Here is a 25592-nt window from a genome sequence, read left to right as displayed (position 1 = left end):
CTAAACCTCGCTATTAGCTGACTTGAGTGTTGTTATGAATCAAAATAATCTTAGCACTGACGAGCACGATCATAATCACCATAGCCATGAGTACAGTCATGACCATGACGACCAGTTAGAATCGTCATCATCGCAAGACACCAAAGGTTATCAGCGCACCTTGCTGTTTAGCTTTATTATTATCACTGGTTATATGTTTATAGAGGCTATTGGCGGCTGGCTTACTGGTAGCTTGGCGCTATTGTCCGACGCAGGTCACATGCTGAGCGATGCGGTTGCTTTAGGCGCGACCTTGATGGCATTCAAAATTGGTGAAAAAGCAGCCACGCATCAAAAAACATTTGGCTATAAGCGTTTTGAGATACTGGTCGCGACCCTGAATGGCGCTACGCTCGTTTTTATCGCCTTGATGATTTTTTATGAAGCGATCAAACGCTTTAACTCTCCACCAGAAATCGCAACCCAAGGTATGCTGATTGTGGCGACGGTCGGTATGCTGGTCAATATCTTAGTTGCATGGCTCATGCACCGCGGCAGTCAAGGTGGAGAGTCACACGGGCACAATCATGGTAGTAACGATGCCGCATTAACAAAAACACCCGATAATAAAGAACCTGTCAATCTCAATATGCAAAGTGCTTATTTGCACGTGCTGAGCGATCTGCTGGGCTCTGTTGCTGCTATTATCGCTGCGCTGTTGATGATGGGGTTTGGCTGGGTATGGGCAGATGCTGTGGCATCCGTGATTGTCGCCATTCTTATATTAGTCAGTGGATACCGTGTCGTACGTGATTCTGTGCATATATTAATGGAAGGCACCCCTGCCAACATATCGCTAGTCAACGTTGAGCAAAAATTACTCGCACACCCTCAAGTACAAAAAGTCCATGACCTACACGTTTGGAGTATTACCAGTGGCCTACACGCCCTATCTTGCCATGTCGTAGTCGATGGAGACATGAGTATTCATGAGTCGAGTAGCCTCATTGCCAATCTTGAACAAAGCCTATCAGCGCTCGGTATTCATCATGCGACTATTCAAGTTGAAAGTTTGTCACATCCACAAAACGGCTCACATAGTGAGGCTCTTGTTTGCGATATTTCGGGACAAGCACCTGCTGGCAACAGTCATATTGGTCATAATCATTAAGAGCAAATACCAGTATAGAAACTTGGCCAATTATTGGTTATGTTTTATCAAATGATATAAATAAAGCAATATGTGCCAAATAATCCAAGCAGCCATCAACACCCAAAGGCTGATACCAACCACGAGTAACATCATTCTGACCCATATATCGAGGCAGCCATTGCAGATATTTGGCAAATAAGTAGGCCCCATATTTGACATCATCAGCAACCAAAACGCAAGTGCGAGTATGACACTGGTACAAATGACGATAAAGGCTATTTGCCAATCATCTTCAATGAGGCTCGCCACTTAGGACAAGCTGTCAGTTCTGATGAGTAGTTACTCATAAAGGTCATTCTCAATAATCTGATTGGCTATAAATCATTGTTGTCTTACATAGTATTAAAAGTGAAAACCTATGAGCCAATAAAAGAAGAAGGTTTCACCTAAGTTTGCCTAAAACTTGTTTCTACGATTGTAATAGCATGTTAAAACTGATGAAAAACCCTATCTCTCGACCATATTTTTGATATAAATTCTGTATACTTAAGACTGACTACCCCTTTTCACGATCTATTGATGATATAACATTATGTCTAGACGTTCAGCACCCTTTGTCGCCCCAGACTATATCGATGATCCTACGTCAAAAGACGGCAAAAAACACGCCAAAGTTTTGCTATCGACGCTGCAAGAGGACATTGCAAACTTTCGTCATGAGCAGTTTCCGCCTGATATTTTGCGCCAGATTCGCGATATGCCTATCTATGAAGGCAACTTAGCAGAGGTACAGGCTTATCAGCAACGTTGGCAAAATCTACTTGAGCGCGCCAAGGATTTTTATCCAGCGGCCAATATGCCACCTGATTATCTGCCACTGCCTGCCAGTCTTGAGATACCGCAGTTTATCTACCATGTTCAGCGCCTACATTTAACCAAAACGCGAGCCAAGGAATCTAAAAGCTTTGGCTCAGTTGGGGCACTAACTGATAAATGTGGTGACTATACTGATGATGAAGTCGCTCGCATGACAGCGGTACTGGATAATGATGACGACGCGCGTTTGGTCGCTCATCGTGAGTTTATCGATCTGCGCGCTTATGTGTTTTGCCGCGATAGCAAAGGTGAGATGCTAGAGCCTGAACGGGTACGTTTTTATCGTACTGGCCTTATTGTCCATGCTTTGCCTGATTTTAAGATTGTCGACAGCAGGCAAACACCGCGCAAGCGCCGCAATGACGCTTATAACAATCCGCTTGCAGATAATGGTGTTTGGAAGATTTATCGCAAAAAATAATGTATGTTGATGCTATATTTTTTCGCGAGTCTAATTTTAGTTATACCCGTTTTAAATTGCTTATTTTGTCCTAATTTCTGAGGATTCCAGATGTTCGCTGCCGCCGCCGGCTCACCAAATTTAATGTTACAGGCCACTATCTTTTTGGGAGCAGCGCTGCTCTTTGTTCCCCTTGGTAAACGCTTCGGTATTGCAACGGTCCTAGGCTACCTCATCACAGGGCTTATATTGGGTCCAAGCGGTTTGGATGTGGCGGGTGATGCTGAAAGTCTACTGCACTTTTCAGAGTTTGGCGTGGTCATGCTGCTATTTATCATCGGGCTTGAGCTGCAGCCATCGCGGCTTTGGGCGCTGCGCCGCTCTATATTCGTTCTTGGCGGTCTACAGGTTGGGCTGACTGGTACACTATTGATGGGGCTATTGCACCATTTTTTCGCCTTACAGCTAGATACTGCTTTTATCGTTGGCTTTGGTTTAGCACTCTCCTCGACCGCTTTTGTGCTACAGATATTGACAGAAAAACAGCAACTTTCGAGCACACATGGCCGCGAAGCTTTTACTATCTTACTATTCCAAGATATCGCGGTTATTCCTTTATTAGCAGTCATTCCGTTCCTATCGGGGGTTCGTGAGCAAAGCTACGATTTACTGTACTTTGGGAAAGTATTCGCAGTCTTTGCTGGTCTCATTTTTGCCAGTCGTTATGTGGTTCGACCATTCTTTAAGTTTGTGGCCTCAAGCGGTGCTTCAGAATTACTGACAGCAGTCGCGTTATTTATTGTTATGGGCGTGTCTATTTTGATGGGTCAAATTGGTCTATCAATGGCACTAGGTGCATTTTTGACAGGCGTGTTGTTAGCTGACTCTGAGTATCGTCACGAGTTAGAGGCCAGTATCGAACCGTTTAAAGGATTGCTATTGGGTCTATTTTTCATGTCGGTCGGTATGCTCACTGACGTCAAACTCATTTTGGCCAAGCCGATATTTATCATTGGCTGTGCCCTCGCTTTAATGTTTATCAAATTTGCAGTGATTGCAGCCATTGCCAAAGTATCTGGCAACCGCTGGCCAACCAGTATCAGATTGGGTGTGACCTTGGCACAAGGCGGTGAGTTTGCCTTTGTTCTGTTCAGTGTCGCCACCGCCCAAAGTGTCTTACGTCCTGATCTTGCCAATACGCTAAACCTTGTCGTTACGATCTCAATGGCACTGACACCATTAGCCTTTTTGTTGTTAGAAAAAATAGGCGAACCATTATTTGCCAAACGCAAACCAAGTCGAGAATACGACACCATTCCCGATCATGAGCATCAGGTAATTATCGCAGGCTTTGGCCGAGTCGGTCAGATCATTGGTCGTGTGCTTCGTATGCATAACATTGAATTCACAGCCATTGAACGTTCTGCCAACCGAGTAGATTTCGTGCGTAAATTTGGTAACCAAGTCTATTACGGCGATCCAAAAAACCCTGAGATTCTACGAGCTGCCGGTATTCAAAAGGCGCGTGTCTTTATTTTGGCCATTGATGACCTAGAGCGCTCCATCACTACCGCTCAGTATTTACGCAAAAACTATCCTGAGCTGATTGTATTAGCCAGGGCGCGGGATCGTCAGCATTACTACCGCTTACGCGAAGTTGGTGTGCGTCACATTTGGCGTGAGACTTACTTGTCATCTTTAGACATGTCGCGTGAATCGCTACAGCTACTCGGTATCTCTCCGGAAAAAGCTCGAGAGACAGTAAAAACATTCCGTGATTATGATGATGACTTAATTGAGCGTCAGCAAGCCATTTACGATGATGAAGCCAGCATGATTGAGTCTGCACAATCAGCGATGGCAGAGCTTGAAAGCCTATTTGATGAAGATATCGGCAAAGCGCGCAAGATGGATTTGACCGATTTCTACGAAGCCTTAAAGAGCCAAGCGACGCCAGTTGACGAACCACACGATACCGCAACAGACTCTAAACACTAGCAAAAACTAGATAGGTATAGCCCCTAGTCAGATAGACAGTTTTTAGGGGCTTGTTTTTTATTTAGTGAGCTTGTGCAATCCCAGTTATCACTGTCTGGTATATGATAAAAAACCAATGTCTGCTCGTTCAGATAGCGGATTGGAAATGTCACGTTCTGGATCGTAGCAATCACCGCGCAATCCGTCTCTAGCACACCAGCCGCTTGACTATCGACATGCATACGTACCTGCTGCTGCTCGGTACTGAGTGGCAAATCTACAGGACATCGCCCAGTCTGCTGATAAATCAATGCCACTCGGTTTTGGGCGTTTTTGGCAATGTCATAAGCATCAAACAACACTTCATTTTCTTTTGGTTTGGCGATAATAGGTAAAAACTGCACCTTAATGACCAATAATGCAAAGGCGAAAAAACCAAACCCCAATGCTAAGCCAAATAAACTGACGCCGCCTTCTTTTTTCAAATGCGCTTGTTGTGCCGCCTCATCTCGCGGATAATCGTTAATCGCATCCGCGATCTCACGTCGCGCCATCCGGTAATAATATGCATCTGTCCAGCGTGCCACCATAGCAGACCAAAACAACCAAATAATCGCAGCAATACCGATCCGCGTCGCCATTTGATAAACGTCTGGCACATAAGACATCGCCACAAACTCAAAGGCAACAAGCACAATGGCGACATTAAGCTGAATAAATGACCATCCTGCCACGCTATACACAATGGCATCCATATAGCGTTTACGGTATAACAGCCAAGGAAACGTCATAAAAAATGCAGCCCAATGCCATTTTGGCGACAGATAGCCTTGCTGATCAAACTCCTCAAAGCGCTTGAGATAATAGCGCTGGGTACGATCACCGATAAACCATTGATCCAGTTGCTTGCGTTTAGCAGGTGTTAATGACTCTTGATAAAACGGTGGCGGTGAATCCGTCTCAATAAATAGCATGGCAATACGCTCTACTGACTCTAAAAAACATCCTTAACAATGACACTATGATAACGCTAAAACCCATATCTAGGATAGAGAAACGACAGAACTGAGCAGCAAACGCGCTAAAATAAGATTGTACGTTCACAGTTGTATGGATTTGACTTATAATGAGTCAACATCACCCACTTAATTAAGCCTTACAAATCCTATGAGTCAACATTCTGATATCAATGACACCATCAACAGCCTTGACACTACTGATGAGCAAACCTCTAATAATACTAGTGCGCCTATCGATACGGATACAAACGCTAGACATGAGATAGAACCTGGCTCTGACAAACATATCCGCATCGTTAATACTTTTATGAAGCGGCGTACGCACATGAACAAAAACGCCGAGCTAGCACTTACCGCGCCAGAGTTTTCTGAGTATCTGGTCAATAACAGTTTCGGCGATGGCGATCTTTCAGGTATTGATGATTTGCGAGCATTGTTCGCTGATAGTCCAAATGGTTCTGACGCACCGCTGACCTTGGAGATTGGTTTTGGTTTGGGTGATTCATTTATCGAGATGGCAGCCGCAGAGCCCGCGCGCAATTTTGTTGGTGTCGAAGTGCATGAACCAGGTATTGGTAAATGCGCTTATATGGCAGGAACGCAGAACTTGAGCAATGTCAAAATCATCAATGGCGATGCTATTCAATTGCTGAAGCAACTACCAGAAAATCATATTGACCGTATCCAGCTTTACTTCCCTGATCCATGGCAAAAGAAGCGTCATTACAAACGCCGTTTTGTCAGTCCTGAGCGTATGGCTATCGTTACGCGCAGTCTAAAACAAGGCGGCTGGTTTCATACAGCCACGGATTGGGAGCACTATGCATTTTGGATGGTTGAAGTTTTGGATGGGTTTGCTGGATTGACCAACAAAGCAGGCGCAGGCAACTTTACTGACCGTCCTGACTTTCGTCCAATGACCAAATTTGAGCGCCGCGGTCTTGAGCGTGGTCACGGGGTCTGGGATTTGATCTATATCAAAGACTAACAAATACAATCTTGCTATCGATAATTTTGACAAAGCGGCTATTCTATTTAGCCGCTTTTTTATGCCCGTTTATAAGCTTGCTATCACAGCAATAAACGTGCTTGGCGGGTCGTTGGTTGCTTTTATCTCGTCATACTCTTGACTTCAAAGCCCTATAGTATGGTAATACGTGGAAGAATCACAAATTGTAATTATGTGAAACATAGCGCTTAGAGCACAGGTTGTCGACGAAAAATCATCTTCAACGCTTGATACTGGAAGCTTGCAATATATAACCTATACACGCAAGCATAGATACCATAAGGGCTTCAAGAGTTCTCCCCATAAGCTGTGGATAACCCTGTGTATAAGTGGCCACTTGACAACCATGTGCCTAGGTAACTTAAAGGTTAAGATAAAATCGTTCATTTTTTGTACAATTTAAAAATCATTTAAAAACAATAACTTATATTAAATATAAAGCCATAAAAAATTATTTTAAATATTTTTAAAAATAATTTAGCCGTTTATAATGTTTCACAACCAATAAAAATGAGTACATTATTTGCTGTGGACAACTCATAATTCTATTGACAAACATAGCTGTTATCAGGTTCAAAAACACATTTGAACAGATTGCTATCTTCGTGAATCCTCACTCTTATATCGTACGACATTCAGTGTCGTTTAGCGTCGTCCAAGACTCAATATCGCGCTTGGATTTTGTTATAATTACTCTATCGAATCAATAGCACTACAGAGATTCAGATAGCTATTAGTCGTTAATATCCGACTCAAAAGCTATTGTAACTGTGATTGATTATGAACTTATTTTTACTTCTCTCGTTATTTAATTTTACTGTATAGTAGAGCGATATCTCGATATTACTACTGATAGCAGTCATATGACAACCTGTGTATTTAAGCCAGTTGTCAGAGCGCGAATAGCTATATGATTTATCTTATTAGCGCTGCTCAGTATGCACCAGTTATCACTCTTAGACGTATAAATCTTTTATCTATAGCGCCAAATCAATTATCAAAAAAGGAATCCAGTATGGACGACAATAAAGCCAAAGCCCTCAAAGCGGCATTAGGTCAAATTGAAAAGCAATTTGGTAAAAATACCATCATGCATCTGGGTGATGATTCAGCCATTCTTGATGCCGATGTGGTCTCAACAGGTTCTCTTGGTCTAGATATCGCACTTGGTATTGGTGGATTGCCGAAGGGTCGTATCATCGAGATCTACGGCCCTGAGAGCTCAGGTAAAACCACAATGACCTTGCAAGCAATCGCGGAGTGTCAAAAACAAGGCGGCACCTGTGCATTTATCGATGCTGAGCATGCGCTTGACCCTGTGTATGCACGCAAGCTAGGCGTCAATACCGACGACTTATTACTGTCACAGCCTGATAACGGTGAGCAAGCGCTTGAAATTACTGACATGCTCGTGCGTTCAGGCGCAATCGATATGATCGTTGTTGACTCGGTTGCTGCCTTGACTCCGCGTGCAGAAATTGAAGGCGAGATGGGCGACTCACATATGGGCCTACAAGCGCGTCTGATGAGCCAAGCGCTACGTAAGATTACTGGTAATGCTAAACGCTCTAATTGTATGGTTGTGTTTATTAACCAAATCCGTATGAAAATTGGTGTTATGTTTGGTAGCCCAGAGACTACAACTGGTGGTAATGCCCTTAAATTCTACGCCTCTGTACGTATGGACATTCGCCGCATTGGTGCGGTCAAAAATGGCGATGACATCATCGGTAACCAAACTCGTGTTAAAGTCATCAAGAACAAAATGGCACCGCCGTTCCGCCAAGCTGAGTTTGAGATTACTTATGGCGAAGGTACCAACCACTTGGCCGAAGTGATTGACTTGGGTGTCGAGATTGGTGCCGTTGGCAAGGCAGGTTCTTGGTACAGCTATGGCGATGAAAAAATCGGTCAAGGTAAAGCCAACTCTGTGCTTTTCTTAAAAGAAAACCCTGCTATCGCCAAAGAGATCGAAGATAAAATTCGTGATGAAAAGCTTGGTAAGAAAAAAGATAGCAAAGCGCCTGAAACTGACGATGTAGAACTGGCACCTGACTCTGTACAATAATGGTTCACTAGTAACCATTATCAGTAGCTGCTATAAATAATCATGACTTATTATGAAAATTAAAACATTGGCTGAAATCTTAGCTGAGTCGGAAACCGGCTCAGCTAGTTCTGTTGATAGCAAACGAAAAAAACCTACTAAACGCTCCTATCAAAACACATCTAACAAATCAGGTAAATCTAGCAAGCTTTCTAAAGTCCCAGATCAAGTTCATTCAAGCACTAGTGAGCCTACTGTTGACACATCATATTTTGAAGAATCTTCTGCTAAGATAAAAAAAAACTCTAAATCCAAAAAACGTAAAAAACGCTTTCATCCAGCTGCTAACTTCACCGCTGAGCCAAGCGATACACCTGCTTATCAGCCACCTGAAGCACAAACCATCAAAGAGATGCTGGCCGAGGTCAAGAACAGCGTACATAGTGGTGATGCAGAGAATGACATAGCTGAAAACGACAACTATGCCCCCTCGTTTGAGCAATCAGAATGCGGAAGTGAACGTCCATCATTTGATGATAGTGCAGTAGAAAACCAAAACGATAATATACCAGCCGCGCTTAAAGCTTACCTGCGTACCCCAGAGCAAAAACAAGCAGAGATTGATGCTATCAAAGCTGAGAGCCGGCTACGTTGGCTTGCCTTCTATTACTTGTCACGACGCGAATACGGCAAAGCTGAGCTCAAGCAAAAGCTAATCGACAAAGAACAAGACCCAGAAAAAATAGATGCCCTACTTGATGAGTTTGAGGAAAAAGGCTATCAAAGTGACTACCGCACCACTCTTATGCTGATACGTGAGAATATCCGTAAAGGTCGGGGACGCGGGCGTATCAAGCAAGAGTTCTATCGCAAAAAAATCGCGATGCCAGGTAACATCGATGAATTGATTGATATGGCAAATAGTGAGTCTGAAGAGTTTCGCGAGTTCGTTGATCCTGATGACAGCTTAGTTGAGGGGGTTGATTGGCTAAAACTGGCTGTGGTAGCCCGTACCAAAAAATACGGTGATGACCTACCTACTGAGCAAAAAGAAAAAGCTAAGCAGTTGCGATTTTTGCAGTACCGAGGGTTTAATACAGATATCTGCTTTGCAGCACTCAACTACACCGTAGAGACGTTAGATGAGCGCTTTTGAAATCTTCATAGCACTGCCAAACGATCTCTGAACATCAATACCATTGTCATTGTAATGAACACAAAGAAGAGCACGTTATTAAACGCGCTCTCATGATATAAATCTAGGCGGTATTCAAACTATTTGTTATTTTAATGTTCCAAGACGACTAGATAACTGATTGATAATTTGATCAATCTCTTCATTAGCTTCTACTTCATTATCTAGATTGCCGTTAGGCGTTAGCTGGTTCATTACCTCAGGTAGTAATTCAGCCAAACCTTGACGTACTTCTGTTTCGTTTGCACCCGTACGCGCTGCTACTTGCTGAATCTCACGCTCATCAAACAGCTGATTTATCTCACTTGGGTCTAGATTGTCATTGATTTCATTGGTACTCATCCAAGAGCGTACCTGGTCGCCATGACCCATACCAGTAATTTTCGATAGTGCACCGCCGATACCGCCATTACGCTTGATCCAGCTCAGCACCATTGGCATAAGGACAGCGATAAGCATCCCCTTACCACCAAAGCCACTGCTGTTACGCTGACCCCCTAGTACACTGCCTAAAATATCGCCCAGTCCACCAGCGCCTGAGCTGACGCTACCACGCTGATTACCACCAGCCAGACCACCAATGATATCATCTAAACCAAAACCATTATCTGGCTTACGATCGTATTGCTGCGGATTGTAGCCACCTGCTTGACTACCGCTGCCCAATACGCTGCCTAGTATATCGCCCAAGCCACCTGTACGACGTGGATTGATACGTTGATTCACTGGATGGCGTTGAGCATCCTCTGGATTCATTGCACTACGGGCCACTTGGCTCACTAAATTCCCTAATAAACTCATGATCTCTTCCTCTTATCGTCATATTATTTATGATACAAGCCGACTGCCTACCGTTGTCCATACTGGTTTTTCATGGCATAAACTGGAAGTACAATGCAGTTGGTTCATATACTTTATTTATGAGTTTCAATATAACAAAACTCTTTGGAGACCAAGATAGGTATTTTGTTATGACATGTAGGCATTCGTAAGCCTATAACAGATGAGTAAGACTAAATAGAAACGTGAAGATCAATCAGTATATTTTACCCTGTTTAATCCTTATTAATATTGGCTAAAACACTAAGCGTTCGCCATTCCTCTGGGCTTACTTGATCACAAAATATGGTGATAGATAGAGGGCGCTGATAAGGCTCTACTATGTTGAACTCAAGATTTATCGCCCATTGATAGTAATGTGTAGAGAGTAGCTGTGCTTGCCACAGCTCATCGCCTCGACTTGTCTGAATCAACAACTGCCACTGTTTATCCATACGTTGATCAAGTGGCGGCTGACTCAGATGTCGTAGTGTCAAACGTGTCAGAAATAAATAGCCAACAATGGCTAGCGAGACAGTCAAAATCAGCAAATATTGCCACCATGCCAAAGCCGCAAGCCACGCTAAGACAATCATGATCGCACTTAAACCCACATAGAGCAGCCGGCGTAGCCGACTGGTAGAATGAATAGCTGTATCAATGCGCAGCGCCGTTGCTAGGGTCATATGGGCGCGCCATGAGAAATCATCAGTATTGTGCCTATCAAATACAGAGCCTCTAAACCAAGTCTTTGGTGTGTCGCCATGTTTTTATTTTATTAACGAGTGCCCATATATCATCCTCTGCTGGACGATTTTGATTGGTAAAATAATCCAATAGATCCGGGTCCTCATGGGTGAGCATTTGGGCAAAGGTCTCTTGCTCAGCAGAATCTGCTGTCAGATACAGCTCTTTGACATAAGGATCGATATAAAAATCTAACTCTTTCAAGCCGCGACGAGCTTGATAAATAATACGGCGCTGCTCATTGGTCGGTTCTGGCTGAGTGATACTGGTCATAAAGATACTCTCTTTCATTTCAATAGTTTTTGATGTGGTATTCAATCATAGTGGAAAATTAGATTGTAGATATTGTATTTATCACGGTGTGGCTTTATCGAGTATTTGTATTAATAATACAATGCTCATGATGGTACGCTGATAATTGACTCCATAGTGCCACTGCTTGCTGCATCATGCTTACATTATGCGTGCGAATGATGCTGGCACCTTGTTGTAGCGCAAATATCCCAGCAGCAGTCCCTACTGCGTCTCGTTCTATGGCTTGAGTGGTCTGTACTGTTTTGACACCACTATTGGTCAATACCTCTCCTAAAAAGCGCTTACGTGAAATACCAAACATCATTGGCAAACCCAATGCCTGTAAGCTGTCTAACTGACTTAATAAAGCACAATGATGCTCATAGTTTTTGGCAAAACCAAAACCTGGATCAATAATAATATTTTCCTGCTTAACCCCAAGGCGCGTTACCTCTTTGATACGTGTGGTCAGTTCTGTGCTCACTTCATCAATCACATTATCATACTGTGCCAGATTGTTCATCGTCGTTGGCTCACCGCGCATATGCATCAGCATGACAGGAATATCAAGGCTAGCGGCCAGTTCTGCAGCGTCAGTACGTTTTAACGCCCTGACATCGTTCCAAATATCAGCACCAGCATCAAACGCTGCCTGCATGACCTCTGGGTTGCTGGTATCAATAGATAACCAAATATCATCTCCACAATGCTGGCGTATAGCTTGTACCACTGGCACAACCCGTTGTAGCTCTTCAGTAGTCGATACAGTATCTGCATTGGGGCGAGTAGATTCACCGCCAATATCAATAATAGTAGCACCGTTATCCATCATCTGCTGACAATGAGCAACGGCATTCTCTACCGCATTAAACCGCCCACCATCCGAGAATGAATCTGGCGTTACATTCAAGATACCCATGATATGCGGCTCAGACAAATTCAAGGTTTTATTACGGCTCGATATTTTATAGTTGGGTAAAGGCTGAAATAATGACATGAGCGATCCATCATAAATAAGTTGTATAAAATAGCTCGAGAGTTCGTTATCTGTGCTTATGATACCAGTAAATCTTATGACGTCCTAAGCCCTTAAAAGAATGATGACAATAAAAAGGCCCTTTATGATAAAGGGCCTTTTATTAAACTTCAATCAGAACTGCCTTACATCGCCGGTAATGGTGGCGGTGTAGAAGTAGTCGTCTTAATGTCATTTTTTGACAAGTTGACTTCGTTATGTTGATAGACTCTTGGTGGACGCGGTTCTTCACCTGCTAGAATATCTTGCAGCTGGTCACGGTCGATGGTTTCCCAATTCATGAGCGCTTCAACCATTGCATGCATTTTATCTTGATTGGCTTCAATCAATTCGCGAGCGATATCGTACTGCTCTTCTAGCATACGGCGCACTTCTTCATCAACCTTTTGCTGCGTGGCTTCTGAAATCGTACGACCACCACCGCCAAAGTATCCTTGCGAGCTGTCATCATCTTCATACACCATGATACCTAGTGCATCAGACATACCATACTTAGTGACCATCGCTCGTGCCATTTTGGTTGCACGTTCAAAATCATTTGAAGCACCTGTTGACATCTGATTAATAAAGACTTCTTCAGCAATACGACCACCGAACAAAATCGCAATGTCGTTTAACATCTTAGATTTATACATGCTGGTTTGATCGTGCTCAGGCAGCTGCCAAGTAACACCAAGCGCAAAACCACGAGGCATGATAGTGACCTTATGCACCGGATCTGTACCTGGCAGTAGTTCAGCTACTAGCGCATGACCCGCTTCGTGATACGCGGTCGCACGGCGCTCTTCTTCGCGTATCACCATAGATTTGCGCTCAGGACCCATGTATAGCTTGTCTTTTGCATCTTCAAAATCATTCATGTCGACACTGGTCTTGTTACGACGCGCGGCAAACAAGGCTGCTTCGTTTACAAGGTTAGCAAGCTGTGCACCACTGAACCCTGGCGTACCACGAGCAAGAGAACCTGCATCGACACTGATGGTGTTCGGCAACTTTCTTAAGTGTACTTTTAAGATTTGCTCACGGCCTTTGATATCTGGCAAGCCCACTTGAACCTGACGGTCAAAACGACCTGGACGCAACAATGCTTTATCAAGCACGTCAGCACGGTTGGTTGCAGCAATAACGATAACACCTTCATTGCCTTCAAAACCATCCATCTCAACCAATAATTGGTTCAATGTCTGCTCACGCTCGTCGTTACCGCCGCCCATGCCAGAGCCACGATGACGACCGACTGCATCAATCTCATCAATAAAGATAATACAAGGGGCGCTCTTTTTCGCCTGCTCAAACATGTCGCGTACACGTGATGCACCAACACCAACAAACATCTCAACAAAATCAGAACCTGAAATTGAGAAGAATGGCACTTTAGCTTCACCAGCAATGGCTCTTGCTAGCAATGTCTTACCCGTACCCGGTGGACCTACCATCAAGATACCACGAGGAATCGTGGCACCAAGTTTGGTAAATTTATCCGGATCACGTAAAAAGTCAACCACTTCAACGACTTCTTCTTTGGCTTCTTCACAACCAGCCACATCTTCGAAGTTCACCTTGATTTGGTCTTCCGTCAGCATTTTGGCTTTTGACTTACCAAAGCTCATTGGGCCGCCGCCTTTACCGCCTGCACCGCCCTGCATATTACGCATAAAGAATAAAAACAGACCAATAATCAGTAAAATTGGGAAACTGGCTATCAGTAGTTGCATCAATACGCTTTGGCGCTTTGGTGCGGTCCCTTGGACTTCGACTTGGTTCTCACGTAGCATTGGCATCAACTGGTCATCTGACACAGCCGGTCTAATGGTCTCAAAAGATGAGCCATTTTTCTTTTCGCCGGTGATCTGTTCGCCGTCAATTTCGACACTGGCTACTTGGTTTTCTGACACAGCGGTCACAAACTCAGAGTAGTTAAGGTTATCTGGCTCAGATGATTGATCAAAGCCGCTAAACACCAGCACTAAAACGCCGATTACCACCAGCCACAATAAGGTATTTTTTACCATGTCGCTCACTAGTTATTCCCATCCCTTACTTATTGGTGTGTTTACTAAACACGTGACGTCTATAAACGTATTGCTCATTTTTAACGAGTATCCCGATAATAAAAAGCTGCTAAATTAAATTTATATGATTTACAGGTAGCATAAAAATTGCTTTTATAAATAATCAGTATGAGATAAACATAGATATACGATCATTGAGCTTGTAAAACGCTTATTATCAGACGACTTTGTCTAAAACGTATGCTAAAAACAAAGGTAATATACCATGATATATGGCGCTAACCTGCATAATTCAAGCAGGTTTCACGATTATTCAGTTAATGAATGTAGCGCTTTTTATACGACCATAATGATAGTTTATGGTGACTGATTAACTCGCTTACAATAGTAGCAACTCATTGATGTTAAAACTATTTAATCGCCACCCAAAACATCTCTTTTGAGCGCGGACGTGACGCACTTGGTTTTATACTACGAATCTTACTAAAATCCTGCTGCATCTGCTTGCGTAATTCTTGTGTGCCTTCGCCCTGAAACACTTTCATAATAAGTGCGCCACCTTTTGGTAAGGTTGATAAAGCAAAGTCCACTGCCAGCTCGCATAAGTACATCATACGCGGCTGATCGATAGCGCTATTCCCCGCCGTATTGGGTGCCATATCAGACAATACCACGTCGACTTGCCTATCGCCTACTTCTGCCATAATGGCGTCAAACACTTCAGCTTCACGAAAATCACCCTGAATAAAGGTAACATTAGGCAGAGCATCCATGGGCAAAATATCAGAGGCAATCAAGATACCGTCGTCACCAACCAACTGTCCCGCTACTTGAGACCAACTGCCAGGTGCACTACCCAAATCTACCACCGTCATGCCTTTTTTAATCAGGTTGGTTTTTTCGTTAATCTCTAATAATTTATAAGCGGCACGGGCACGGTAGCCATCTTTTTGAGCCTTTTGTACATAATGATCGTCAATGTGCTCTTTCATCCAAGCACTGCTGCTCTTTGATAGTTTTTTGTTTTCGATACGCGTGGCCAAAATACCTGCTCCTATTGCTTTACTAAATCTAGCTGCTTTAATTGCGCTATCACTTACAAACTGATACTAATCCGTTGCGGATTATTCTAAATACGGTGTTAATCAGATTTTTTATTCATGGTTGGTCGCAAACTGACCAAATTCTATTGGTTAAATGACTGTTTTATAAGGCAGTAGCGTTTATAATGTACCAAACATTCAGTTTAACATTTTCGTCACGTAAAATCGTGCAAAATCCTGCTGATCTCATGCAAGATGGTCACAGATTATCTATAATGATCCATAACTGTTTTTGACAGTACCATTTTTATTTTTACCAACACCTAGGAATTCTATGCAACTCGATAACGCTACCATCAAACGTCTCAAAGGCATCGGTCACGAGCTAAAGCCTATCGTTATGATTGGCAACAAGGGTATTACCCCAACCATTACCGAAGAGATTGATCGCGCGCTAACAGATCATGAGCTTATCAAAGTAAAACTGCCTGCTGGCACCAAAGAAGAGCGCGACATCGTTGGCGCTGAACTTGCTAAAGCAGCTAATGCGTCTTTGGTCCATTCTATTGGACGTATGGCATTATTGCTACGCCAAAACCCAAATGCCAACCCTAAACTGTCTAACCTAGCACGTCACGCGCAGTAATATGTCATGACAAGCTTTGCTTGAATAACAGTAGGCCGCATCAGCTTAAATAATGACGGTAACTATAAAAGCCGCGATGCATCTTGCTCGCGGCTTTTGTCTTGTCTGCTGGTTTTGGATCTGCTTAGTGTGTCGTATCAGCCTAGGGCATATCCCTATTTAAAAATGGTGATAAACGTTTGAATTCGGGGTGCGCCCTAGTTATTCGGTTTAATCTTTTACCATTAATTTTTAAAAGTATTATAGAGTTTGATAAATAATGAACCAATTTTTTAATCTTGTTATAGCCGCCGAGACGCTAGAAAAAGACGCACAGCAACTGGACGTGACGGTAGAAGCATTACAGCGTATTTGTGTCAAGGTGAACGCTAAGATCGTTCGACAGCCAGTATTACAATTACAGTTAACCTATCAAATTACTTTACCCAGTCAAATATTAGCCAATCAATTGGTTTGGCCAACTTGGCAGCAAGCCCGAGTAGGATTTGCTGATTATCTGTGGGAAGAGACTTGCCTTGAATGCTTTATCACGGGTGACACTCTAAATGATGAGGCTGCTACTGAGACTCAAGACGCTGAACCTTACATTGAGATTAATGCCAACCCTGATGGCCGCTATGCACTCTATGAGTTTAAAAGCTATCGTCAACCTGCCACATTGCCACCAGCACCTTTATACGAGACTGATGGACACACTCGTGCCTCTATTGAGTGGACGGATCATATAAATACACAGGACGTAATACAGAAATCGTTGTTTGACAAATCACCAGCAGCGTATTCCATTCATCGCTACGAGCGAGGCTTTAACGTTCCTCTGGTCGAACTTCCTAATCAACAATATGCCATTGCAAATACGATTATTGAGCAGATACATCCTTGTGTTATTTTACAGCTCGGTAAGACCGCTTTATATTTTGCCTCTCAGCACGCCTCCCCGCCTGATTTTCATAATCGCCACTATTGGCCAAAATTTGCACTTTGATTTACTTCTATGATCTGCACTCACTTAGATACAGTTATTATTAGATATCATTATTTAAAGCACAAAAAAAAACCCAGCAATGTCATAAAGAGCATTACTGAGTTTGGAGAAAACTTTTAATTCGTTTAACTGATACTTATTTGTCAGCCATCGCAAGGTAGATACCACGGTCTGATGCATCATCAACATACTGCGAATCACGCCATGTGGTATAGCTGTAAGTACCGCTATATGGGCTGATGCTGTTTTGACGGAAATCAGATACCCAGTCATTGCCATCAAAAATCTGGATATGACCATGTGGACGGCTTGATGTGCGGTTATAGACAACGACGTCACCAACTTGAGGTTCCATATCGTTACTAATTTTGGTAAAGCCTGCTTGGGCTAGTGTGCCACGAGAGGCATATTGATAAGCTGAAGGATTAGGCGTAAATTTGTAACCTGCTGACTGTAGCGCTTTACGTACATAGCGAGCACAGTAGCCAGAACTTCTAGATAGTGCAACTCGTGAGGCATTTGCCGCTGCGATAGCAGGAGCAGAATTGCGATCAGGAACACGACTTGCTTGCTGTTGACGCTGCTCATATGACAAACGGCTAGTGAGTGACGCAAGCTGATATTCTTTTTGCTTAGCATGAGCGCTTAAATTGTCAATGGCTTGACTGATCTCATCGTTGCTATATACATGAGCACCACTGTTAGTGCTGTAGATGTTGCGACTAGAACCATAGTTCGCAGAAGTAGAGATATTTGTGATGGTATGACTCAAGGTATTATTTGGTTGAAAGGTTGTTTCGGCAGCACCACTCGTCTGTGCGATACCCATTCCCAATACTGACAAAATTAATAAAGCTTGTTTCATAAATTTACTACCTATTGTTAATACAAGTCTGCTCGTCATCCGTGACGAAACATCAATTAATTTAGAGGATATAATCATTAAAAAAACATGATAAAATCCTTATCACAACAGCTCGTTCTTTTATAGTGACTAACACCAGTATCACCACCCGTTTAGTCAACTACCTCATAAAATTTTGCTATATATCGCTTTTAGCATGTCTATTCTACATATCGAGTTTGTCACCTAATAGATGAGTCATCACGATGTCAAAAAAACAGCCTAATCGGCTTGCCCAGCTTATAGATCATCAAGCCTTTGCTGGTAGCGCGCTACCTCAAACTCTTGCTAATAACATGCGGCTATATATAGAAGCGACCAATGAGGTAAAAGAGCTGTTGGTAGACTGTCTACCTGAGGAAATCCTCAATACTTGTTGGGTCGTAGGTTTAACCTCTGAGCAGTTAATACTCAGTGTAGGCTCAATGACAGCTGCTAATCATATTCGCTATTTACAGAATGCGTATTTGCAAGTATTAACAGAGCAGTCAATTACATTTAAACAACTCAAGCAAATTCGCGTTGTAATAGCTAAAACATTTGCTGATAATTATTCATCTAGACAATCATCAGCGTTATTAGCAACCTTGCCCAAACCTAGTAAAGCCAATGAAAATCAGGCTCTTAGCCAAAACACAAAACGGACTATATCACAGGCTGCAGAGCATGTCACCACTGATGAAAATCTAAAAAAAGCCCTCCTACGCCTAGCAAATCATTAAAAATACAGATATTACAATGTAAAGTTATGTAAATAAAACCATGAAGTGAGATTGATAACGCTGCTTTTTTGTAATGTCTTAAACAAAAAAAATCATCTATTGGTGCCATTCAGTTTATGAATAGCACCAATAGATGATTTGGAAATCACCTACAGCTTTTACGCACTCTGCCTTAGAATAAAATTCACAAAATGCTATAAACTTTACATTTAAAATATTGCATATTATATAAATGTAATTATAGCGTTGCTATGTAATATTGCGTAAATGTTTCGATACTTCGTGTATATTCCTGTATTTATCCTTCAACTGCTAAACCATTTAGCGGTGAATATTCGATTGGGCATGTTACATTGTCATCAAAAGTTACAATTTCAAAGTTATTTTCATCAGAGAGTATTTCACGCACTAACAAATTATTTAATGCATGACCAGATTTGTAGGCATTAAAACGACCGACGATAGGATAACCAATCAGATATAAATCTCCGAGCGCATCTAAAATTTTATGGCGAACAAATTCATCATTAAAGCGTAAGCCTTCTTCATTAAGAATATTGGCATCATCAATGACGATGGCATTTTCCATACTACCGCCCAAGGCCAGGTTATTCTGACGCAATTGTTCTATGTCACGCAAAAAGCCAAAAGTACGTGCTTCGCTTAGCTGCTCAATAAAGTTTTGGGTAGAAAATTGCAACTGAGCATGTTGAAAATTTTTGTCAATGGCAGGGTGATCAAAGTCAATCTCAAAGTTCAATTCAAATCCATCATAAGGGCGTAGCTCTGCCCATTTATCATCTACTTTGACGCGTACTGGTCGTACAATCTTAATGAATTTCTTTAAAGCATCTTGTTCACAGAAGCCTGCATCAAGTAGCAAAGCAACAAAAGGAGCGGCACTACCATCCATAATCGGTATTTCTGAAGCAGAAACACGAATCAATAGATTATCTACCCCAAGCCCAGCGATCGCACTTAGCAAATGCTCAACCGTACCTACACGCGTACCACCAAATACTAAGTTTGATGACATCATGGTGTCTTGTACCAAAAAAGCACTTGCTGGAATAGGCTCGCTGCCTACAATATCAGAGCGCTCGAAAACAATACCAGTATCAACCGGCTGTGGGTGAAACTCCAAGTCAACAGGCTGACCACTATGGAGACCAGTACCTGTAACGGCTATCGCTGTCTTTATGGTTCTTTGGTTCATGGCTGTCTTCTCACATATTTTGTTACAATTGACATAGTGTACCACTACCTTCCCCATATCCGCTACAAATAAAAAGGGTTAATTTCCTTATCTCTTTGATTGATAACACTTATCGTCATTATCTCATCATATATTTTCACAGTTTTATGCCCTGTTGAAGGCTTCGAAACACTAGATTCTGGATATATTTTTTCGATCAGAAACATTTTGCGATACTCCTGATTGTGTTACTCTCCTTTTATAGGCCAGTCTTTTCTATGTAGACACAAAAAAGCCAGCGTTTGAGCGCTGGCTTTTTTTAATTTAATACTAAAAAACTATTTGTTCTGTTGACGCTTCAGATAGTCTTGGATGCTATTGGTTTTAGTTTTTGTCTGCTCTTGAGGCGCGCTTGGACGTGCAGTATTAACGTTATCTTGATGCAGTTGAGCTTGTGATTTCTTCTGACTATTTAATGCACTGGTATGTACATTAGGATCAACAGGTTGTGTACTATTGACAGAAGGAATCGGCTGCTCCACTACTTCTGGCTCTTGCCCTGCGTTTTCATCTAAGGTCAGACCTGTTGCAATAACCGTTACATGCAAGTCATCACCCATTTTTTCATCGATTACAGAGCCGTAGAAAATATGAGCATCGTCGATATCCGTAATCTCTTCAACGATAATGCTGATTTTGCTCATCTCGTCCAGTGATAATGACTCAGAAGAAATCACGTTGACCAATAGACCTTTCGCATTTTCTAGACGTAAATCATCAAGTAGTGGTGATCTGATGGCTTTTTCGGTGGCTTGACGTGCACGATCATCGCCACTTGCACGGCCAATACCCATCATTGCATGACCTTTAGCCGTCATTGCCGTACGGATATCGTTAAAGTCAATATTGATCATACCTTCGCTAGCGATAGTCTCTGCAATACCTTGAACCGCATGTAGCAAAACATCGTCCGCTTTTTTGAAAGCGTCTTGCATAGAGATGTTACCGTATACGCTCATAAGCTTGTCGTTTGGAATCGTGATAATCGAGTCCACGAAATTAGTCAACTGCTCGATACCTGCTTTCGCAGCTTTAATACGTTTGCCACCTTCAAATTTAAATGGTGTGGTCACAACCGCAACCGTCAACACCTCCATTTCTTTGGCAATACGTGCAACCACGGGTGCTGCACCTGTACCTGTACCACCACCCATACCAGCAGTGATAAATACCATATCTGAGTTTTCAAGCAATGCACGGATAGCTTCTTCTTCGCTTTCTGCTGCTTCACGACCAACTTCTGGATTTGCACCTGCACCTAGACCACGGTTCGTTTTTGCACCAAGTTGTAGTTTGTGCGGTGCAGTCAGACGATCTAGCGCTTGCTTATCTGTATTAGCACAGACGAACGTTACACCTCTAATCCCTTGTTGTACCATATGTTCAACCGCATTACCGCCGCCGCCGCCAACACCGAATACAGTGAAGCTCGCTTGGCCGTTATTTTGAAGCTGGTTATCATCTGGCATGGTGTATTTTGACATAAAAAAGATTCTCCAGTTGCAGATAGCGTGTAGGTCGATACGTAGTAACGCACTCATATGGCGCGCTATCGACATACTATATATAAATGTATTTAAATAAAACAGGGCTATGGATCAAATAGTTCAGCGCGGACCATAATAGGTCATCATCGCTCAAGGTATTACTGTTACTGCTTAGCGTATTACTTTCAATATGACTTCAATTTTTACTTACTTTATTTAAGAGCATCCTACAAAAGCGCTTATGCTCTACATGTTTGGTAAGTATGTCTATAGTATTTTTTTCAACACATCAGCAAAACGTTTGCCTGCGCTTTGAAAGACCCCTGTGACTCGATTTTTTTGAATCGTATCAGGTTCGCTTTTTTCACTGCGGCGAAACTGCTCACTTTGACTATATAATAGTGTGCCAAAAGCTGTTTGGTAAGCCCGGTCATTGACCTGACTATTAAGCTGTTTAAATGACTCATCGTTATCAAAATGATTGTAAGCACTAATAGCAGGATGCGTATTGGTCAATACCACTGGCATTTTGAGCAGCCGTTTAGCAAACGGTATCATTCCTTTAATCGTACTACCGCCGCCTGTCAGCACGATACCTTTGTCAATATAGCCTATTAAACCTGCTTCATGCAGTTGACGAGCGACTTCAGTGAATATCTGCACATAACGCGCTTCAATGATACGTGCTAAATTATAGATACCGATGTTGATTTCATCGCTCGATCCTTGCGGTTTAAACAAAAAGAATGAGCTTGGGTCGACACTATTGGCATCAGCCGTACCATGAGACTTTTTCAGTTTCTCAGCTTCAATCATCGATATACCAAAATCAGCTGAAATATCCATTGTTACTTCATGGCTGCCAGTAGCAATACAATGCGTAAAAATCAATTTATTTTCTTTGTAAACACAAATACTGGTCGTACTGGCACCGATATCTACCAAGCAAACCCCTTGCTGACGCTCTTCGGTCATTAAACTGTATTCAGCACTGGTCACTGCATCAAATACGATATGGTCAATACCGACATCGCAGCTTTGTAGTAGTTTTTGAATATTTTGGCGGCTAGCGACAGGCATCATCATCATGTGATACATCACAGTGATATTATGTGCCATCATCTCAATTACATCGTCGACCATGAAGTCTTGATCATCAACATAGATACCTTGCTGGCAGCAATGCATGAGATAGTAATCGGATGGCAGATCGCGCGACTTGGCATTAGACAAGGCCTGTACCATATCTTTGGCACGTACGAACTCGTCCTCAACCCTCACCTCTCCAGCACTGTTTTTACTAGATAGCTCAGGTGTTGCGAGCGTCAACCACACGCTATGCACGCGGCAATTGGCAGTATCCTCTGCTTCTTGGATGGCTTGCTTGATAGCACCTTGTAGGCGTTCACGATGCTTAATTTGGCCTTGATAAAAATCGCTATTTTTAACTTGCCCTACGCCTAAGATACGAATGTCTTTTGCAGAGACAACATTGCCAATTACGACATACACTGCCGTGGCACTTAGATGGACAACAACCAAATTTTCGTTATATTTCATGGTAGCAGACAAATTATTACTAAATAGGAGCGCAAATAATGCCATCCTATTGAATCATTAAAAAAAGCGCTGTTAATACGCTATGATGTTGTACATATATTATTCATTTTGGGCAAACAGTTTCGACTCAAGTAACCACTCATCAGTATTACTTCAATTATTTGGGCTCATCAACTGGCGGCGCTGACATATCCCAGGCAATCGTAAAACCATTCTTGTAGCGTAAGTCTACAGATTGCATCTCATCTCGGCGTCCGCTTAACTGATTACCAAGTAACTGGCTTAGATTCAGTAATTTTTGTGCGGTGTTCTCATTATCGACGATGACGCGCAAGCCATTATCAAAACGAATGAGCCAAGTCATTCTTGGTGACAAAATAATGTCTTCAACCTGCATATCAAGTGGCGCATACCAATCATTGACTTGCTGCATTTGCTGCATAATGACTGGCGCTTGAGCCATTTCACCTTGCAGAGTAGCAAAGCGCTCTTGCGTCAAGTCGCTACTATCAGCAGGAACGAACACAGATCCTTTGGCATCAACCAAGCGCTCTGTCCCAAAATTAGCGACTGCTTGCTTAGGTAGTGCAGTAACTACAATGCCGCGTTGCCAGTCTCGAGAGATACTCACTTGATCAACCCATGCAAGGCTTGTCGTAATATCTCTTAATGCTTGCAAATCAGAAGTAAAAAAACTGCTGACCTTTTGCTGATCCATCACTGTCTGCAATGAGTTGTATTGAGCGGTAGAGAGCCCTTGATTGCTGATATGAATCTCAGCAGGCGGTGCATCACGTAACGCTTTACCACCCATTATCAATATTAGTACCAATAATCCTAATACCAATATCATAAAAAGATATCGGGCCGAGGTTGGTAATTGGAGTTTGGATGCTGGGCGACCGGCTTTATCACTCATCAAGTCAGTTACCTCGTTGACAGTTTGAGCCATAACGACCTTTGTCCCTATATTTGCATAAAACTGATCATGCTAATTATCGATGTAAATCTGCAAGTTTTTGCAGAAGCTTATTAAAGCAATATATTATCAAAGACTGTCAATAAAAAGACTGATAGTCAGCGATTATTCTTATTTAAACGTAACATTTTTCTTAGGTTATGAATAACTTATAGGTTATCCCTACAAAAAACGTAAATATTACTAAAACAAAGCTATTCTTACAATATTAACGTATTTTATAGGCAAACAATAGCGTAACGCTCGCTAGTAGCCTTGAATTTACACAAGTTTACATGAAGCTATGTTATAGCAGCTCTAGTGATACATTGACGGCTTTTTTGACTAAAATCGCCATGCTACAAAAGTGATAAAGCTGAGAAATTATAAACCTCTATATAATTTATCATTGCCCATGCTTTAACATAGCTCATTTATTCAATATGGTTGTCATCAGACTCATTGCTAAAAAATCGTGATAAATATGATGAGCGCCACATCAAAAAATTAGACTGTCTGCGATAATATGTGCCAGCACAATGTGTCAAAATCCATGCCTCTAGCTTTGGCTGCCATTGGTACCAAACTATGACTGGTCATACCGGGCACGGTATTGATCTCAAGCAACCAAAAATTCCCTGCTTCATCCTGCATGGCGTCAATACGTCCCCAACCTTTTGCATCTACAGCACGGAATGCCGCCAGACTTAATTCTTGCAGATGCTTCTCATCAGCAGCGCTCAATCCGCAAGGAATATAGTAGCTGGTATCGTTACGATTATACTTGGCTTCAAAGTCATAGAAATTGGTGATATCAGCAGGCTCAAGTCGAATGACAGGATAAGCTTCGTCATCGATAATCACAATCGTAAACTCACGACCTGTGATCCAGCGCTCAGCCATCACGGCATCACCACACTGTACTGCTGTGGCATAGGCAGCAGGTAACTCATCGAGATGATTGACCTTGGTCATGCCAATACTTGAGCCTTCGTGAACGGGTTTAATGATAAGCGGCAGTCCTAGCATATTGACCACTTGCTGCCAGTCGGTATCAGCCGTCAATAATGAAAACGGTGCTGTGGATAAGCCGCAACCTTGCCAGAGCTGTTTGGTACGCACTTTGTCCATACCTAATGCTGATGCCAAAACGCCAGATCCCGTTTGCGGTATATCAAACCACTGTAATACACCTTGCAGTAGACCGTCTTCGCCGCCACGACCGTGCAAGACATTAAACACGCGATCGTAATCACGTAATTCTGTGATGTCTTGATGCTTAGGATCAAAATGAGTGGCGTCGACACCTTGGTTTTGCAGTGCCTGCAATACAGCCGCACCGCTATCCAAAGACACGCTGCGCTCATTGCTGCTACCACCATAGATCACAGCGACTTTACCAAACTGAGCGGCATCTTTTACATGACCAGTCATCGTACTGATAGATTTTTTATTCTCTTCCTCATTTG

22 protein-coding genes are annotated in these 25592 nt (G+C 42.5%); 9 read left to right on the top strand and 13 right to left on the bottom strand.

Annotation, left to right across the window (positions count from 1 at the left end; all coding sequences use genetic code 11):
• Positions 1-34 precede the first annotated feature (34 nt).
• The 3 genes from HL061_RS11145 (at position 35) to HL061_RS11135 (ending at position 4406) form a co-directional block, all read left to right on the top strand.
• Complete coding sequence (locus tag HL061_RS11145) at positions 35-1150, top strand: cation diffusion facilitator family transporter (protein ID WP_252962840.1); 1116 nt, start codon at positions 35-37, stop codon at positions 1148-1150.
• 574 nt (positions 1151-1724) lie between these two features.
• A complete protein-coding gene (locus HL061_RS11140) occupies positions 1725-2429 on the top strand; it encodes a hypothetical protein (RefSeq protein WP_058024595.1) in 705 nt (234 codons plus the stop codon).
• A 90-nt stretch (positions 2430-2519) separates the two neighbouring features.
• Positions 2520-4406 carry a monovalent cation:proton antiporter-2 (CPA2) family protein gene (locus tag HL061_RS11135; RefSeq protein WP_071003060.1) on the top strand — a complete coding sequence of 629 codons (1887 nt, stop codon included), beginning with the start codon at positions 2520-2522 and terminating at the stop codon, positions 4404-4406.
• 23 nt (positions 4407-4429) lie between these two features.
• Here the strand turns inward: HL061_RS11135 and HL061_RS11130 are convergent, their stop codons facing one another.
• Entirely contained in the window at positions 4430-5359 is a 930-nt protein-coding gene (locus tag HL061_RS11130; RefSeq protein WP_240365399.1) for a DUF2628 domain-containing protein, read from the bottom strand.
• Positions 5360-5552: 193 nt separating this feature from the next.
• Between HL061_RS11130 and trmB the strand changes: the two genes are divergently transcribed.
• The 3 genes from trmB (at position 5553) to HL061_RS11115 (ending at position 9616) form a co-directional block, all read left to right on the top strand.
• Positions 5553-6392, top strand: a complete 840-nt coding sequence (trmB, locus tag HL061_RS11125; protein WP_252962839.1) for a tRNA (guanosine(46)-N7)-methyltransferase TrmB — start codon at positions 5553-5555, stop codon at positions 6390-6392.
• Positions 6393-7428: 1036 nt separating this feature from the next.
• Positions 7429-8481: a recombinase RecA gene (recA, locus tag HL061_RS11120; RefSeq protein WP_071003057.1), complete on the top strand. Its 1053-nt coding sequence runs from the start codon at positions 7429-7431 to the stop codon at positions 8479-8481.
• 52 nt (positions 8482-8533) lie between these two features.
• Positions 8534-9616, top strand: a complete 1083-nt coding sequence (locus HL061_RS11115; protein WP_252962838.1) for a regulatory protein RecX — start codon at positions 8534-8536, stop codon at positions 9614-9616.
• A 126-nt stretch (positions 9617-9742) separates the two neighbouring features.
• Here the strand turns inward: HL061_RS11115 and HL061_RS11110 are convergent, their stop codons facing one another.
• From HL061_RS11110 to HL061_RS11085, 6 genes are all read right to left on the bottom strand, one after another.
• Positions 9743-10456, bottom strand: coding sequence for a YidB family protein (locus HL061_RS11110; RefSeq protein WP_240365401.1), 714 nt, complete (start codon positions 10454-10456; stop codon positions 9743-9745).
• A 254-nt stretch (positions 10457-10710) separates the two neighbouring features.
• On the bottom strand, positions 10711-11160 hold the full coding sequence (locus HL061_RS11105) for a hypothetical protein (protein WP_093071180.1): 450 nt from the start codon (positions 11158-11160) through the stop codon (positions 10711-10713).
• Positions 11161-11212: 52 nt separating this feature from the next.
• Complete coding sequence (locus HL061_RS11100) at positions 11213-11494, bottom strand: succinate dehydrogenase assembly factor 2 (RefSeq protein ID WP_058024586.1); 282 nt, start codon at positions 11492-11494, stop codon at positions 11213-11215.
• Between the two features lie 94 nt (positions 11495-11588).
• On the bottom strand, positions 11589-12512 hold the full coding sequence (gene folP / locus HL061_RS11095) for a dihydropteroate synthase (RefSeq protein ID WP_093071183.1): 924 nt from the start codon (positions 12510-12512) through the stop codon (positions 11589-11591).
• Between the two features lie 164 nt (positions 12513-12676).
• The gene (gene ftsH / locus HL061_RS11090) at positions 12677-14572 is read right to left on the bottom strand and encodes an ATP-dependent zinc metalloprotease FtsH (RefSeq protein ID WP_093069415.1); all 1896 of its coding nucleotides are present in this window, start codon (positions 14570-14572) and stop codon (positions 12677-12679) included.
• 401 nt (positions 14573-14973) lie between these two features.
• Positions 14974-15606: an SAM-dependent methyltransferase gene (locus HL061_RS11085; RefSeq protein ID WP_252962837.1), complete on the bottom strand. Its 633-nt coding sequence runs from the start codon at positions 15604-15606 to the stop codon at positions 14974-14976.
• 334 nt (positions 15607-15940) lie between these two features.
• Here HL061_RS11085 and HL061_RS11080 point away from each other — a divergent pair, with 334 nt between their 5' ends.
• Together HL061_RS11080 and HL061_RS11075 are read left to right on the top strand one after the other, a co-directional pair.
• Positions 15941-16252 (top strand): YhbY family RNA-binding protein, encoded by a 312-nt coding sequence (locus HL061_RS11080; protein WP_058024582.1) that lies wholly within the window; start codon positions 15941-15943, stop codon positions 16250-16252.
• A 259-nt stretch (positions 16253-16511) separates the two neighbouring features.
• Positions 16512-17237 carry a hypothetical protein gene (locus HL061_RS11075; RefSeq protein WP_252962836.1) on the top strand — a complete coding sequence of 242 codons (726 nt, stop codon included), beginning with the start codon at positions 16512-16514 and terminating at the stop codon, positions 17235-17237.
• 136 nt (positions 17238-17373) lie between these two features.
• Here HL061_RS11075 and HL061_RS11070 read toward each other — a convergent pair whose 3' ends face one another.
• A complete protein-coding gene (locus tag HL061_RS11070; RefSeq protein ID WP_058024580.1) occupies positions 17374-18102 on the bottom strand; it encodes a CHAP domain-containing protein in 729 nt (242 codons plus the stop codon).
• Positions 18103-18347: 245 nt separating this feature from the next.
• Here HL061_RS11070 and HL061_RS11065 point away from each other — a divergent pair, with 245 nt between their 5' ends.
• The gene (locus HL061_RS11065; RefSeq protein ID WP_252962835.1) at positions 18348-18863 is read left to right on the top strand and encodes a hypothetical protein; all 516 of its coding nucleotides are present in this window, start codon (positions 18348-18350) and stop codon (positions 18861-18863) included.
• Between the two features lie 298 nt (positions 18864-19161).
• On the opposite strand, the gene lpxC is transcribed toward HL061_RS11065, so the two are convergent.
• The 5 genes from lpxC to HL061_RS11040 form a co-directional block, all read right to left on the bottom strand.
• Complete coding sequence (gene lpxC / locus HL061_RS11060; RefSeq protein WP_201598041.1) at positions 19162-20079, bottom strand: UDP-3-O-acyl-N-acetylglucosamine deacetylase; 918 nt, start codon at positions 20077-20079, stop codon at positions 19162-19164.
• A 317-nt stretch (positions 20080-20396) separates the two neighbouring features.
• Complete coding sequence (gene ftsZ, locus HL061_RS11055; protein WP_240366541.1) at positions 20397-21602, bottom strand: cell division protein FtsZ; 1206 nt, start codon at positions 21600-21602, stop codon at positions 20397-20399.
• Between the two features lie 270 nt (positions 21603-21872).
• A complete protein-coding gene (gene ftsA, locus HL061_RS11050) occupies positions 21873-23210 on the bottom strand; it encodes a cell division protein FtsA (protein ID WP_058024576.1) in 1338 nt (445 codons plus the stop codon).
• Between the two features lie 112 nt (positions 23211-23322).
• Positions 23323-24117: a cell division protein FtsQ/DivIB gene (locus HL061_RS11045; RefSeq protein WP_071003045.1), complete on the bottom strand. Its 795-nt coding sequence runs from the start codon at positions 24115-24117 to the stop codon at positions 23323-23325.
• Positions 24118-24630: 513 nt separating this feature from the next.
• A complete protein-coding gene (locus tag HL061_RS11040) occupies positions 24631-25557 on the bottom strand; it encodes a D-alanine--D-alanine ligase (protein ID WP_071003767.1) in 927 nt (308 codons plus the stop codon).
• Between the last annotated feature and the right edge of the window lie 35 nt (positions 25558-25592).

This window comes from Psychrobacter sp. PSP, assembly GCF_024085615.1.
GTDB lineage: Bacteria > Pseudomonadota > Gammaproteobacteria > Pseudomonadales > Moraxellaceae > Psychrobacter > Psychrobacter pacificensis.
Note: the sequence above shows the minus strand (reverse complement) of the source record. Positions and strands in the feature narration are given on the sequence as shown.